Annotated in this window: 14 protein-coding genes; 7 read left to right on the forward strand and 7 right to left on the reverse strand. The window is 73.6% G+C overall.

Going from position 1 to position 14,133, the window contains the following annotated elements:
* Positions 1-68 precede the first annotated feature (68 nt).
* Positions 69-1,337 (forward strand): retropepsin-like aspartic protease, encoded by a 1,269-nt coding sequence (locus tag C7456_RS06240; protein WP_245889789.1) that lies wholly within the window; start codon positions 69-71, stop codon positions 1,335-1,337.
* Between the two features lie 81 nt (positions 1,338-1,418).
* On the opposite strand, the gene asnB is transcribed toward C7456_RS06240, so the two are convergent.
* The 6 genes from asnB to C7456_RS06265 form a co-directional block, all read right to left on the reverse strand.
* Entirely contained in the window at positions 1,419-3,101 is a 1,683-nt protein-coding gene (asnB, locus tag C7456_RS06245; RefSeq protein WP_109722888.1) for an asparagine synthase B, read from the reverse strand.
* 96 nt (positions 3,102-3,197) lie between these two features.
* Positions 3,198-3,320: a hypothetical protein gene (locus tag C7456_RS17640; RefSeq protein WP_281268503.1), complete on the reverse strand. Its 123-nt coding sequence runs from the start codon at positions 3,318-3,320 to the stop codon at positions 3,198-3,200.
* 50 nt (positions 3,321-3,370) lie between these two features.
* A complete protein-coding gene (locus tag C7456_RS06250; RefSeq protein WP_109722889.1) occupies positions 3,371-3,757 on the reverse strand; it encodes a SpoIIAA family protein in 387 nt (128 codons plus the stop codon).
* A gap of 94 nt (positions 3,758-3,851) precedes the next feature.
* Positions 3,852-5,567: a single-stranded-DNA-specific exonuclease RecJ gene (gene recJ / locus C7456_RS06255; protein WP_109723085.1), complete on the reverse strand. Its 1,716-nt coding sequence runs from the start codon at positions 5,565-5,567 to the stop codon at positions 3,852-3,854.
* Positions 5,564-6,490 (reverse strand): phosphoglycerate mutase, encoded by a 927-nt coding sequence (locus C7456_RS06260; protein ID WP_109722890.1) that lies wholly within the window; start codon positions 6,488-6,490, stop codon positions 5,564-5,566. Before C7456_RS06260 ends, recJ begins: the two co-directional genes overlap by 4 nt.
* Positions 6,490-8,517, reverse strand: coding sequence for an ABC-F family ATP-binding cassette domain-containing protein (locus tag C7456_RS06265; protein WP_109722891.1), 2,028 nt, complete (start codon positions 8,515-8,517; stop codon positions 6,490-6,492). Before C7456_RS06265 ends, C7456_RS06260 begins: the two co-directional genes overlap by 1 nt.
* 143 nt (positions 8,518-8,660) lie before the next feature.
* Here C7456_RS06265 and C7456_RS06270 point away from each other — a divergent pair, with 143 nt between their 5' ends.
* The 6 genes from C7456_RS06270 to C7456_RS06295 all read left to right on the forward strand — a co-directional run bounded on the left by C7456_RS06270 (position 8,661) and on the right by C7456_RS06295 (position 13,382).
* Positions 8,661-9,002 carry a hypothetical protein gene (locus tag C7456_RS06270; RefSeq protein WP_109722892.1) on the forward strand — a complete coding sequence of 114 codons (342 nt, stop codon included), beginning with the start codon at positions 8,661-8,663 and terminating at the stop codon, positions 9,000-9,002.
* Between the two features lie 112 nt (positions 9,003-9,114).
* The gene (locus C7456_RS06275) at positions 9,115-10,170 is read left to right on the forward strand and encodes an agmatine deiminase family protein (protein WP_109722893.1); all 1,056 of its coding nucleotides are present in this window, start codon (positions 9,115-9,117) and stop codon (positions 10,168-10,170) included.
* Positions 10,171-10,228: 58 nt separating this feature from the next.
* Positions 10,229-11,119, forward strand: a complete 891-nt coding sequence (locus tag C7456_RS06280) for a carbon-nitrogen hydrolase (protein WP_109722894.1) — start codon at positions 10,229-10,231, stop codon at positions 11,117-11,119.
* 239 nt (positions 11,120-11,358) lie between these two features.
* Complete coding sequence (locus C7456_RS06285; RefSeq protein ID WP_109722895.1) at positions 11,359-12,588, forward strand: TraB/GumN family protein; 1,230 nt, start codon at positions 11,359-11,361, stop codon at positions 12,586-12,588.
* Between the two features lie 91 nt (positions 12,589-12,679).
* Positions 12,680-13,000 carry a c-type cytochrome gene (locus C7456_RS06290; RefSeq protein ID WP_109722896.1) on the forward strand — a complete coding sequence of 107 codons (321 nt, stop codon included), beginning with the start codon at positions 12,680-12,682 and terminating at the stop codon, positions 12,998-13,000.
* A gap of 16 nt (positions 13,001-13,016) precedes the next feature.
* Entirely contained in the window at positions 13,017-13,382 is a 366-nt protein-coding gene (locus C7456_RS06295; RefSeq protein WP_109722897.1) for a c-type cytochrome, read from the forward strand.
* Between the two features lie 79 nt (positions 13,383-13,461).
* On the opposite strand, the gene C7456_RS06300 is transcribed toward C7456_RS06295, so the two are convergent.
* Complete coding sequence (locus tag C7456_RS06300; RefSeq protein ID WP_109722898.1) at positions 13,462-14,070, reverse strand: NfuA family Fe-S biogenesis protein; 609 nt, start codon at positions 14,068-14,070, stop codon at positions 13,462-13,464.
* Between the last annotated feature and the right edge of the window lie 63 nt (positions 14,071-14,133).

Raw genomic sequence — 14,133 nt, forward strand, 5'->3', positions numbered from 1 at the left:
CGGCTCGCGCGCATCGCCCCGCCGGCGGTAGACTGCGCCGCTCGCGCTCGGACAGGGGAACAGGGATCGTGAAGTCCTGGCTAGCCCGCGGCCTGCTGGCCGTCCTCGGCAGCGGCGCCGCCGTCGCCGGCACGGCGCCGGAACCGGCGCCCTCCGCTCCCGCCGACCCGCGCGTGGTCGTCACGCAGTCGCTGCTGTTGGCGGACGTGCCCACGCTGGCCGCGATCTACCGGCAGTCGCCGGACCCGGTGTCGCGCGTGCTGGCGGCGATGGCGCTGGAACGCATCCACTTCAATCTGGACAAGGCCGACGAGGACGCGCGGCTGTGCGAGCGCGAGCTCTTCGCCAGCCGGCCGGGCATCGCCCTGTTCTGCGCCCGCTTCGCCAACGGCAACCTGCGCCTGGCGCAGGGCGAAGGCGTGGCCGCCGCCGCCGAGCTGGACATCGCGCGCCGCTTCGCCGGCCGCGTGCCGCAGGCCGAGCTGGACGGGATGCGCCGCTACGTCGAGGAACGCCGCGCGCGCCCGCCGCTGCGCCTGCAGCGCCCCGAGGCGGGCTTCGACATTCCATTGGAGCATCCGGTCCACGACAACCGCGGCGCGATCGAGGTCGAGGCCAACGGCGGGAAAGCCCGCCTGACGGTCGACACCGGCGCCTCCTTCCTCGCCATGGACGCGGACACCGCGCGGCGGCTGGGCGTGCGCATGCTCGGCAGGTCCGGGCAGGCCAACGGCTTCCTGTCGCGCGGCGTGCCGGTGGAGTACGGCGTGCTGGACCGGCTCGGCTTCGCCGGCGTCGTCGTGGAGAACGCGCCGGTGGAGGTGCTGCCGGGCCACGCCCGGCTGATCGGCATCGACGTGCTGCGGCACCTGGGCACCTTCCGGCTGACCAGGGACCGCATCCACGTCTACGGCAAGGCCGAGCCGCGCCCGGCCTGCCAGGAGCCCATGCTGGTCGCAAGCGACGTGTGGGGCAACGACATCCGCGTGGTCGCCGCGCTGCCGATCGAGGGCACGCTGCGCACCACCCTGCTCGACAGCGGCAGCAGCTTCTACCTGAGCGGCGACCAGACCGCGCTGGGCCAGTTGCACGCCACCTACACCCACCGCATCGGGCTGGGCGACATCGGGCCGCGCCGGCACGCGGCGCGGGTCAACGAGGCCACCGCCGAGGTGGTGATCTCCGGCCAGCCGATCAGGATGACCTTCGGCGTGTTCAAGGACGCCCGGATGCGCTGGGACTACGTGCTCGGCAGCGGCGCGCTGGACGACATGGACTTCTACTTCGACTTCGGGGGGCGCCATACCTGCATGCTGCTGCATGACGGGCTGCGCTGAGCCGGGACTTCGCGGCCGGAGGCCGCTCCCCCACAGCGCTGCGGCAACCCTGCGGGGGCAACCTCCGGCCGCGAAGGACGCTCAGGCCAGCGCCTGCTGGTGCACGCCCCGCACCGCCCGCCCGGACGGATCGGCCATCGCGGCGAAGGCCGGGTCCCAGGCCAGCGCCGCCGGCGAGGAGCAGGCGATCGACTTGCCGCCCGGCACCGTGGCCGCGCAGGCCTCGCCGGGAAAGTGCCTCTCGAAGATCGCACGGTAGAGGTAGGCCTCCTTGGTCGCCGGCGTGTTGTACGGGAAGCGCGCGGCGGCCGCGGCGAACTCGCGGTCGCTGACCGCCTGCTCGGCGTGCGCCTTCAGGCCGTCGATCCAGCCGTAGCCCACGCCGTCGCTGAACTGCTCCTTCTGCCGCCACAGGATCGAGTCCGGCAGCGCGCCCTGGAAGGCCTCGCGCAGCACCGCCTTCTCGATGCGCCCCTGCCCCGCCATCTTGTGCGCCGCGTCCATGCCCATCGCCACGTCGAGGAAGGCCAGGTCCAGGAACGGCACGCGCGCCTCCACGCCCCAGGCCATCATCGCCTTGTTGGCGCGCAGGCAGTCGTAGCTGTGCAGCGCGTCGAGCTTGCGCACGGTCTCCTCGTGGAAGGCCTCGGCCGAGGGTGCCTTGTGGAAGTACAGGTAGCCGCCGAAGATCTCGTCGGAGCCCTCGCCGGAGAGCACCATCTTCACCCCCATCGCCTTGATCCGCCGAGCCAGCAGGTACATCGGCGTGGAGGCGCGCACGGTGGTGACGTCGTAGCTCTCGATGTGGCGGATCACTTCCGGCAGCGCGTCCAGCCCTTCCCAGAAGGTGTAGACGAAGCCGTGGTGCACGGTGCCCAGCGCGTCGGCGGCGACCTGCGCGGCGGCCAGGTCGGGCGAGCCTTCCAGGCCGATGGCGAAGGAGTGCAGGCGCGGCCACCAGGCCTCGCTGCGGTCGTCGTCCTCGACGCGCTCGCGGGCGAACTTCGCCGCGCAGGCGGCGACCAGCGAGGAGTCCAGGCCGCCGGAGAGCAGTACGCCGTAGGGCACGTCGGTCATCAGCTGGCGGTGCACGGCCTGCTCGAAGGCGGCGCGGAGCTCGCCCGGCGCCACCGCCCTGCCGCGCGTGGCCGCGTAGTCGCGCCATGGCCTCTCGTAGTAGCGCGCCAGCCGGCCGGCGGCGCTGTCGTACACGTGGCCGGGCGGGAACGCCGCCACGTCGGCGCACACGCCGGCCAGCGCCTTCATCTCCGAGGCCACGCACAGGCGACCCTCGCGGTCGTGGCCCCAGTACAGCGGGCACACGCCGATCGGGTCGCGCGCGATCAGGCAGCGCCGCGCCGCGCCGTCCCACAGCGCGAAGGCGAAGATGCCGTTGAGCCGGCCCACGCCCTCGGCGGCGAACGCCTCGGGGCCCAGCTCGCGGTACAGCGCGTTGATCACCTCGCAGTCCGAGCCGGTGGTGAAGTCGTAGGCGCTGCCCACGCGCAGCTCGCGGTGGTTGTAGATCTCGCCGTTCACCGCCAGCGCCAGCGCGCCGTCGCGCGAGCGCAGCGGCTGCGCGCCGCTGGCCGGGTCGACGATGGCCAGGCGCTCGTGCACCAGGATCGCGCCGGCGTCCACGAACACGCCGCTCCAGTCGGGGCCGCGGTGGCGCTGGCGCTGCGACAGCTCCAGCGCCAGCCGGCGCAGCGCGGCCAGGTCGTCGCCCGGCGCCAGGTCGAACATTCCGAAGATCGAGCACATCGCACTTTCCCCTTCATCGTCTGGAAAACGGCATGCGGAAACGACGAAGGCCCGCGGTGGGCGGGCCTTCGTCGCGTGTATCCGGTTGTGTCTCGGCTACGCGCGGGCCCGCCAGCGGTTGGCGTTGTTATTGTTCGCGCGGTTGCGGTCGCCGCCCGGCACGGCGGTCCGCGCGATGGGCGCGGGGACGGCGGCGAAGCGGGCGGCGGACGTGGACATGCCGCCGACTAGAACAGAACCGCGGCGGGCGCGCAAGTATCCCGTGCGGCCTATGCGGAAGGCGTGCGCTCGGGCGGCCCGGCGATCCAGCGCTTGGCCTCCTCCAGCTCCGCGTTGCCGAACAGGCGGAACTCGCCGGGGATGGCGAAGCCGAACATCCTGGCCATCGCGCGCACCCAGCCCACGTCGGTGACCAGCGCCACCCGCTCCCAGCCGCTGAAGTGGCGCAGGCCGAGGTTGACGTCGTCCCACATCGCGCCGGCGTCGTAGCCGGTGAAGTCCGGGCCCAGGTGGTAGATGAGGCGGATCTTGCGGTTCAGGGCGAAGGCCGCCTCGATGTCCGGCATGATCACGTTCTCGTAGTCGGCGGCGGTGATCTGGCCGTGGGCGCTGAAGCCCAGCACGCCGGCCGGCAGGCCGCTCATCTGTTCGATCATGGCTGCGTTGTTCCTTGGCGCGGGAGGGCTCCATCCAAGCGCCGGCGCGGCCCGAAGGCAAGCGGCAGTGCGTGAAGGCACGAAGCGGACGGGCTCAGGCCGGCTCGACGTGGCGCAGCAGCAGGCGCGGGCTTTCGCGGCCCTGCCAGTCGTTGACGGTCAGCTCGTAGGCCGCCCGCAGCCGCGGCGGCGGCGGTCCCGGCGGCGCGTTGAACAGCACCGCGTCGTGGCGCGCGCCGTCGCGCGGGTCGCGCAGGTCCAGCCGCCAGTGGCGCTCGCCCATCGGGCGCCAGCCGGCGCAGTCGAACACGTTGTCGAACACCGGCTCGGGGAAGCCCTGCCCCCACGGCCCGCCGAAGCGCAGCTGGCGCGCCAGCTCCAGCGAGACGGCGCCGGGCGGCAGCTCGCCGTCGGTGTAGAGCACCGCCTGCAGCTGCTCGGCGGCGATCCACTCGCGCGCCACGGCGTCGAAGGCCGCGGCGAAGCGCGGGTAGTCGTCCGCGCGCAGGCTCAGGCCGGCCGCCATCGCGTGGCCGCCGAAGCGGCCGATCAGGCCCGGATGGCGCGCGTCGATCGCGGCCAGCGCGTCGCGGACGTGGAAGCCGGGAATCGAGCGCGCCGAGCCGCGCAGCTCGGCCGCGTCGTCCTCGCCCGCCGGCGCGAAGGCGATCACCGGGCGGTGCAGCCGCTCCTTCAGCTTGGACGCGACCAGGCCCACCACGCCGGCGTGCCAGGACGGCTCGTACAGCGCCACGCCCACCGCGTCGGTCGGCCCGGCGAGCGCCACCATGGCCTCCGCCTCGGCGACCATCGCCGCCTGCAGCTCGCGGCGCTCCTGGTTGATCGCGCTGAGCTGCCCGGCGAGGTGGCGGGCCTGCGCGGGGTCGTCGGCGAGCAGGCAGGCCACGCCCAGGCGCATGTCCTCCAGCCGGCCGGCCGCGTTGAGGCGCGGCCCCAGCGCGTAGCCGAGATCGCTGGCGCACAGCGCGGCGGGGCTGCGCTGGCTGGCCTCGACCAGCGCGGCGATGCCGGCGCAGGCGCGGCCCGCGCGGATGCGCTTCAGCCCCGCCTCCACCAGCACGCGGTTGTTGAAGTCCAGCGGCACCAGGTCGGCCACCGTGCCCAGCGCGACGAGGTCGAGCAGGCCGCCCAGGTCCGGCTCGCGGCCGGCGAAGGCGCCCTGCCCGCGCATCCGCGCGCGCAGGGCCAGCAGCAGGTAGAACATCACGCCCACGCCAGCCAGCGCCTTGCTGGGGAAGCCGTCGCCGGCGAGGTTGGGATTGACCATCGCGTCCGCCGCCGGCAGGCGCTCGCCCGGCAGGTGGTGGTCGGTGACGATCACGCGGATGCCGCGCGCCTTCGCCGCCGCCACGCCGGCCACGCTGGCCACGCCGTTGTCCACGGTGACGATCAGCTGCGGCGCCGGCTGCAACGACTCGACCAGCGCGGGACTGAGCCCGTAGCCGTGCGCGAAGCGGTTGGGGATGGCGAAGTCCACCCGCCGCGCGCCGAGCATGCGCAGCCCGCGCACGGCCAGCGCGGTGCCGGTGGCGCCGTCGCAGTCGTAGTCGCCGGCGACCACGATCGACCAGTCGGCGCGGATCGCCTCGGCCAGCAGCTCCACCGCCGCGTCCAGACCGCCCAGCGTCTGCGGCGGCAGCAGGCGCTGCAGCCGGTGTTCGGCCTGCGCGGGATGCAGCACGCCGCGCGCCGCGTAGACCTGCCGCAATACCGGATGCACGCGCTCGTCCCAACCGTGCGGCTCGCCCTGCGGCGCGCGGCGGCGCAGCTCCGGCTTCGGCGCGCTCATGCGCGCGCCCCGCGCCAGGCGCGCAGCCGGTGCCACGGCCGCCAGCGCCAGCGCTCGCCGCTGGCGAACGCGAGGCGCAGCGCGCGCCGCCGCGCCGCGGCCTCGATCGCGGGCCGCCACGCCTGCTCGATATCGTCGACGGGCAGGTCCTGCAGGTCGGCCAGCCAGCCGGCGGGCAGGTCCGCCAGCCGCGCGGGCTCGCGGCGGCGATGCGGCAGCCCGGCGCGCGCGGCCAGCGCGAGCAGCAGCGGATCGTCGCCGCAGACGCCGGCCAGCGTGCTCTCCACCGTGGCCGGCAGGCGGCCGCCGCCCCACGGCCACAGGCTGTTGACCGGCGGCTGGCCGCGCCGGCGGCGCCCGGCGTTCAGCGGATGCTGGTGCAGCAGCACCTGCGCCTCGTTGAGCAGCACGCGCCAGCGGCGGCCTTGCGGCCCCTGCGGCAGGTGGCCCAGCAGGTTTTCGCCCAGCGCCTGCTCCGGCGACGGGAAATCCGGCAGCGGGACGTCCTCCGGCACGCGCAGGTGCCAGCGGTCGGGCGTGGTGGTTTCCAGCCGCATGCCGTGTTCCGCGAACAGCGGCCGCAGGGTCTCGGCCAGGGCCTCGGCTTCCGCCGCGTCGAGGCCGAGCCGGCCGCAGGCCAGCAGGCGCGCGCCGTTGATGTCCGGCTCGATCCACGCCGGGTCGGCCGCCAGCCACGGCGCCGCGCCGGCATCGCCGGCGAGCAGCTCGCGGGTCAGCGCGGCGGCGGGCAGCGGCCGCGCGCCGGCGTCGAAATAGCCGTCCAGGCCGCCGAGGTAGCCGGCCGGGCCGTCCGCCTCGCGGTCCGCGCGCGCCAGCAGCCGGCGCAGCGGCGAGGCGCGGTCGAAGCGCCGCAGGTCCGGCAGCCACAGTTCCAGCGCGCGGGCGGGCGACGGCGCGGCCATCAGGCTTCCAGCGCCTCGTAGAGCTCCAGCCATTCGGCTTCGAGCGCGTCCTTCTCGCGGCGCAGCTCGGCCTGCCGCTGGCCCAGCTGCAGCAGCGCCGCGGTGGGGCCGTCGTAGGTCGCCGGATCGGCCAGCTTCGCCTCCAGCGCCGCCAGCTCGGCGTCGATGGCGGCCACGCGCGCCTCGATCTTCCTCACCCGCTGGCGCGAGGCCTTCTCGTTCTCGCGCTGGGCCGCGGCGGCGCGGCGGCGGTCGGCGGCGGATTCGGCCGGCGCGGCCCTGGCCTCGTCCGCCTTCCTCGCGCCGCCGCCGCGCGCGCGCAGCCAGCGCGCATAGTCGTCCAGGTCGCCGTCGAACGGCTCGACGCGGCCGTCGGCCACGCGCCAGAAGCTGTCGCAGACCATGCCGAGCAGGTGGCGGTCGTGCGCCACCAGCACCAGCGCGCCGTCGAAGTCGGCCAGCGCGTCGGCCAGTGCCTCGCGCATGTCCAGGTCGAGGTGGTTGGTCGGCTCGTCGAGCAGCAGCAGGCTGGGCTTGTCCCAGGCGATCAGCGCCAGCGCCAGGCGCGCGCGCTCGCCGCCGGAGAAGCCCTCCACCGGCTCGAAGGCGCGGTCGCCGGCGAAGTTCCAGCCGCCGAGGAAATCGCGCAGCGCCTGCGCCGGCGCGTCCGGCGCCTTCTCCTGCAGGTGGTCGAACGGGGTGGCGCCCGCGCGCAGGCTCTCCACCGTGTGCTGGGCGAAGTAGCCGATGCGCACGTCCTTGTGCGCCTTGCGCTCGCCCGCCAGCGCCGGCAGCTCGCCCATCAGCGTCTTCACCAGGGTGGACTTGCCCTCGCCGTTGGGGCCGAGCAGGCCGATGCGCTCGCCGGCCTCGAGGCGGAAGCGCACGTCGCGCAGCACGACCTTGGCTCCTTCTCCCCCTTGGGGAAGAGAAGGCCGGGACGAGGGGGCAAGCTCGCGGGCGGCTTCATCGGAGCCACGCCCGGATGAAACCTCGTCGCCAGACCGGCCCCTCACCCCGGCCCTCTCCCCGGCGGGGAGAGGGAGCGGTTCCGCGTGTGTGTAGCCGGCGCTTACGCCCTCCAGCTGCAGCATCGAGTCGGGCACCTTCTCCGGCGCGTCGAACTGGAAGCGGAACGGGCGCTCGGCGCGCACCGCCTCGGTGCCGGCCAGCTTCTCCAGCCGCTTCATCCGCGACTGCGCCTGCTTGGCCTTGCTCGCCTTGGCCTTGAAGCGGTCGATGAAGGACTGCAGGTGCGCGCGCTCGGCCTGCTCGCGCTCGTGCGCGATCTGCTGCTGGCGCAGCTGCTCGGCGCGCTGGCGCTCGAAGGCGCTGTAGCCGCCCACGTACAGCCGTGCGCGGCCCTCGTGCAGGTGCAGCGTGTGGGTGGTCACCGCGTCGAGGAAGTCGCGGTCGTGCGAGATCACCAGCAGCGTGCCCTGGTAGCGGCGCAGCCATTCCTCCAGCCACAGCACGGCGTCGAGGTCGAGGTGGTTGGTCGGCTCGTCCAGCAGCAGCAGCTCGGACGGCGCCATCAGCGCGCGGGCGAGGTTGAGGCGCGCGCGCCAGCCGCCGGAGAACGCGCGCACGGCGCGCTCGTGCGTCTCCGGCGCGAAGCCCAGGCCGTGCAGCAGGCGGCCGGCGCGGGCGCGGGCGTCGTAGCCGTGCAGCTCCTCGATGCGGTGGTGCGCCTTCGCCACCGCCTCGGTGTCGCCGCGCGCCTGCGCGTCGGCCTCGTCGCGGATCGCCGCGGCCAGCGCCTCGTCGCCGCCCATCACGTACTCGATGGCGGGATCGGGCAGCGCCGGCGTCTCCTGCGCCACCGCCGCCAGGCGCAGCTTCGCCGGCAGGTCCAGCTCGCCGGCGTCCGCCTCCACCTGCCCCTGCAGCGCGGCGAACAGGCTGGACTTGCCGCAGCCGTTGCGGCCCACCACGCCCAGCCGCCAGCCGGCCTGGATCACCAGGTCGATGTCGGAGAGCAGCAGCCGGGCGCCGCGGCGCAGGGCGAAATGGCGGAAGGCGATCATGCGGAAGCTTCGCGTGGGACAGCCGCGCATGATAGCCGGCCGGGAGAATGCCCACCCCATCGCAATGCCCGCGGCCGCCCGTGGCGGGCCTGCGGCGGTTCTGCTACAACGGCGCGGCCACGCCTAGTGCGGAGAGGGGACCCATGAACACGCGCATTTCCAGCCTGCCGCTGATCGCCCTGCTGGCCGCGATCGGCTTCGCCGCGCCGCAGCCGGCGCGGGCCGACAACCTGCTGATCCACCGCGTGCAGCAGGAGAAGGGCATGGACCTGCCCAGCCGCGGCATGAGCATGGCGCAGGTGGAGAGGAAGTACGGTGCGCCGCAGCGCAAGCTGTCGCCGCGCGGCGGCGACAGCGCCAGGCACCCGGTGATCAACCGCTGGGAGTACGCCAGCTTCATCGTGTACTTCGAGCACGACCACGTGATCCACAGCGTGCTCAACACGCCGGCCGGCAACAACACCAATCCGGCTGCGGTGAACTGACCTTCCGCGCCTGCCGCGGCCCTCCCGGCCGCGGCACGGCCGCGCCTTCCGTCGTACACTTCGCCACCCGCCCGGCGTCCGCCGCGGCGCTCCATCCTTCCGAGTGACGACGATGACCGATGCTCCCCTGCGCCTGCCGGCGGAATGGGAACCGCAGGCCGCGGTGCTGGTCGCCTGGCCGCATGCCGGCACCGACTGGGCCGAACGGCTGGCCGCCGTGGAGTCCACCTACGTGGCGCTGGCCGCCGCGGTGACGCGCTTCGAGGCGCTGGTCGTGGTGACGGCCGACGCCGCCGTGCGCGCGCGCGCCGAGGGCCTGCTGCGCGGGGCCGGCGCGGACCTCGCGCGGGTCCGCTTCGTCGAGCTGCCCTACGACGACACCTGGCTGCGCGACTCCGGGCCGATCACGCTGAAAGGCGCCGACGGCCACTTCCAGCTCACCGACTTCCGCTTCACCGGCTGGGGCGGCAAGTTCGGCGCCGAGCGCGACGACGCGCTGGTCGCCGCGCTGGTGCGCGCCGGCGTGTTCGGCCGGGCCGCGCACCGGCGCATCGACTGGGCGCTGGAAGGCGGCGCGATCGAAAGCGACGGCGCGGGCACCGTGCTCACCACCTGGCGCTGCCTGCACCAGCGCCACCCGGAGCAGCCGCGCGAGGCGATGGACGCGATCCTGCGCGACGCCCTGCACGCCGCGCGCGTGCTGTGGCTGGACCACGGCTACCTGGAAGGCGACGACACCGACGCGCACATCGACACCCTCGCCCGCTTCGCGCCGGGCGACGCCATCGTGTTTCAGGCCTGCGACGACCCGGCCGATCCGCACCACGCGGAACTCGCGCGCATGGCGGAGGAACTCGCCGCGCTGCGCACCGCCGGTGGCCGCCCCTACGCGCTGCACCCGCTGCCCTGGGCGCGGCCGATCATCGACGAGGGCCGGCGCCTGGCCGCCTCCTACGCGAACTACCTGGTCGTCAACGGCGCGGTGCTGGTGCCCGCCTACGGCGACGCGGCGGACGACGCGGCCGCGCGCGTGATCGCCGCGGCGCATCCGGGCCGCGAGGTGGTGCAGGTGCCCTGCCGCCCGCTGATCTGGCAGAACGGCAGCCTGCACTGCATCACCATGCAGCTGCCGGCGGGCTTGGCCTGGGCTTCAGCCGCCGCCATCTAGACTTCCCCGCATCGTTCGCCGCCGCACGGGCGGCCCTGGCCGTCGAGGATTCGAGCCGATGACCCGCAAGACCCTCAAGGTCGCCCTGCTGCAGGAAACCCACCGCGGCAGCCGCGACGCCAACCTGGACGCGATCGAGGCCGGCTTGCGCGAGGCCGCCGCGGCCGGAGCCGAGCTGGTGCTGCTGCAGGAGCTGCACAACGGCCCGTACTTCTGCCAGCGCGAGTCGGTGGACGAGTTCGAGCTGGCCGAGACGATTCCCGGCCACAGCACCGCGCGCATCGGCAAGCTGGCCGAGGCGCTGAAGCTGGTAGTAGTCGCCTCGCTGTTCGAGAAGCGCGCCGCCGGGCTGTACCACAACACCGCGGTGGTGTTCGACCGCTCGGCGGCGATCGCGGGCAGGTACCGCAAGATGCACATCCCGGACGACCCGGCGTTCTACGAGAAGTTCTACTTCACGCCGGGCGACCTGGGCTTCGAGCCGATCGACACCTCGGTCGGCCGCCTCGGCGTGCTGGTGTGCTGGGACCAGTGGTACCCGGAAGCCGCGCGCCTGATGGCGCTGGCCGGCGCGGAGCTGCTGCTCTACCCCACCGCGATCGGCTGGGACCCGAACGACGCGCAGGACGAGCAGGACCGCCAGCGCGAGGCCTGGGTCACCGTGCAGCGCGGCCATGCGGTGGCCAACGGCCTGCCGCTCTTGGCCTGCAACCGCGCCGGCTACGAGGCCGACCCGTCCGGCGTCGGCGCCGGCATCCGGTTCTGGGGCACCAGCTTCGTCGCCGGGCCGCAGGGCGAGTTCCTCGCCAGGGCGGGCACCGACGGCCGCGAGCTGCTGCTCGCCGAGATCGACATGGCGCGCAGCGAGCACGTGCGGCGCATCTGGCCGTTCCTGCGCGACCGCCGCATCGACGCCTACGGCGACCTGCTCAAGCGCTTCCGCGACTGAGCGCCTGTTCACGATCTACCGTGTTGGTCCGGCTATTGCCTCGCCGTCATTCCTTCGAAGGCAGGAGGCGCTTTTCAACAGCCGAAGGACTGGTCATCCAGTGACGTTTCCTCGAGAAGTCAGCGACGCTGGATCCCGGCTTTCACTGGGATGACGTTACCGACGCCCGCCGCGCCACGCTTGCTTCGCCGCGCGCCGGTCCCCATGCTGGGACTTTCCCCGCCACGGCCATCGATCGCATGAGCGTCCCGGAACCCGCACCGCCCCTGCCCGACGCGCTGGACGGCCAGCCCGTCGAGCGCGTCGTCCGCGACGGCGTCGAATACGTCGTGCTGGGCACCGCCCACGTCTCGCGCAGCTCGGTGGTGGCGGTCGAGGCGCTGCTCGAGCGCGAGCGCTTCGACGCGGTGGCGGTGGAGCTGTGCCCCAGCCGCGCGCAGGGCATGCGCGATCCCGAGGCGCTCAAGCGGATGGACCTGTTCCAGGTGATCCGCCAGGGCAAGGTCGGCATGGTCGCGGCGAGCCTGGTGCTGTCGGCCTTCCAGCAGCGGCTGGCCGCGCAGTACGGCATCCAGCCCGGCGCCGAGATGAAGGCGGCGATGGACGGCGCCGAGCGGCGCGGCGTGCCGGTGTGGCTGGTCGACCGCGACGTGGGCACCACCCTGCGCCGCGCCTGGCACGGCGTGGGCTTCTGGCAGCGCTTCGGCCTGCTCGGCGGCCTGCTGGCCAGCGTGTTCGAGCGCAGCGAGGTCGAGGAGACGGAGATCGAGAAGCTCAAGCAGGGCGACCTGCTGGAGAGCGCCTTCGGCGAGTTCGCCAGCAACTCCGCGCCGCTGTACGGAAGCCTGATCGCCGAGCGCGACGCCTACATGGCCGCGCGCCTGCGCGAGGAGGCCGGGCGGTCCGCGGCGGCGGCGCGGCGCGTGCTGGTGGTGATCGGCGCCGGCCACCTCAAGGGCCTGTGCGAGCAACTGCGCGCGCAGCAGGACGACCCGGCCGCGCGCGCCGCGGCGCTGGCGCAGTCGCCGCCCAGGGCGCGCTGGCCGAAGTGGCTGGCGCTGGGCCTGGTGCTGCTGGTGTTCGCCGCGATCGCGCTGGCCTTCCACCGCGACACCGCGCTGGGCGCGCTGGCGCTGCGCGACTGGGTGCTCTACACCGCCGGCTTCGCCGCGCTGGGCGCGCTCGTCGCCGGCGCCCACCCGCTCAGCCTGCTGGCGGCGGCCGTGGCGGCGCCGGTCAAGCCGTTCCGGCCCGGCATCCCCTCCGGCGGCATCAGCGCGATGGTCGAGGCCTGGGTGCGCAAGCCGCGCGTGGCGGACTTCGAGTCCCTGCGCGACGACGTCGGCCACTGGCGCGGCTGGTGGAGCAACCGCGTGGCCCGCACCCTGCTCAACTTCCTGCTGGTGAGCCTGGGCACGATCGTCGGCGAATACGCCGCCGGCATCCGCATCCTCAGGAGCCTGTTCTGAACGACCCGCCCGCTGTTGTTCAGGCTGCGGAGCAACGTCTATACTTCCGCGGATTCACCTCTCGAACCTCCGTAGCGTGGGAAACATCTCGATGACACGACTGCAACTGCTTGGCCTGACCGCGGCCGCGGCCCTGTTCGCCGCCGGCGCGCATGCCGAGGGCGACAAGGCCGCCGGGCGCAAACTGGTCTACACCTGCAACGGCTGCCATGGCGTCGTGGGCTACGAGAACGCCTACCCGCGCTACCCGGTGCCGAAGATCGCCGGCCAGAACGAGCAGTACCTGCTCAACGCGCTGCACGAGTACCAGTCCGGGGAGCGCACCCACCCGACCATGGGCGCGCAGGCGCAGAGCCTGTCCGACAAGGACATCGCCGACATCGCCGCCTACCTCTCCAGCCTCGCCAAGTAAGCCCAAGGACCACCGCATGAAGCGCGCAACCATCCTGCTTTCGTTCGGCGCCGTCCTGGCGTTCGCCGCCACCGCCGCGCTGGCCGAGGGCAATATCGAGAACGGCAAGGCCAAGGCCGCCACCTGCTTCGCCTGCCACGGCGCCGACGGCAACGCGGTCGACCCGCAGTACCCGCGCCTGGCCGGCCAGTACAACCTGTACATCCAGCAGGCGCTGCACGAGTACAAGGACGGCCGCCGCAACAACGCGATCATGAAGGGCTTCGTCGCCACGCTGTCCGACCAGGACATCGAGGACGTCGCCGCCTACTTCTCCAGCCTGCCCGGCAAGCTCGGCACGCTGCACGGCCACATCCAGGGCGACGGGGACGGCGCCAAGTAGGTCCGCGCCGCGATGCGATGCGCAATGCAAGGAAGGCCCGCTCCGGCGGGCCTTCGTCTTTCCGGAAAGGGCGTGCGGCTCAGCCGATCGCCGAGCGTCCCTGCCGGCCGCGGTAGTACGGCTTGGCGCCGCCGGCATGATCGGTGCCGTCGCGCACGGCGGTGATCTCGGGCACGCGCTCGCGCAGGGTCTTCTCCACGCCGTGCCTGAGCGTGACGTCGACCATGCCGCAGCCGTGGCAGCCGCCGCCGAACTGCAGCACCACCGCGCCCTCGGCATCCACTTCCAGCAGGCTGACCCGGCCGCCGTGCGAGGCCAGCCGGGGATTGATCTCGGCCTCCAGCACGTAGCGCACGCGCTCGATCAGGCCGGCTTCCGCGCCCGGGACCTCGCCCTTGATCTTCGGCGCGCGGATGTTGAGCAGGCCGCCGGTGGGGCTGGGCTCGAAGTCGATCGAGGCGCCCTCGATCCACGGCACGCTGGCGCCCTCGACGTGGAACTCGAAGCCCGGGCACTCGATGGTCCACTCGCTGCCGTCCAGCTCGCCCGGCTCGCAGAACTCCAGCTCGCAGTTGGCCGCCGGGGTGCCGGCGGCGGTGACGCGCAGGCGGATGCCCAGGCCATCGCCGCCCTGCTGGGCGAGCAGGCGGCGGAAGTGCGCTTGCGCGCGTTCGGAAATCTCGATCATGGCGTGTCGCTGCATGTCCTGCGGCGCCCGCGCAGGGCGCGGGCCGAAACAGCACCATTTTAG

It is taken from the genome of Fulvimonas soli, assembly GCF_003148905.1.
Classification (GTDB): Bacteria; Pseudomonadota; Gammaproteobacteria; order Xanthomonadales; family Rhodanobacteraceae; genus Fulvimonas; species Fulvimonas soli.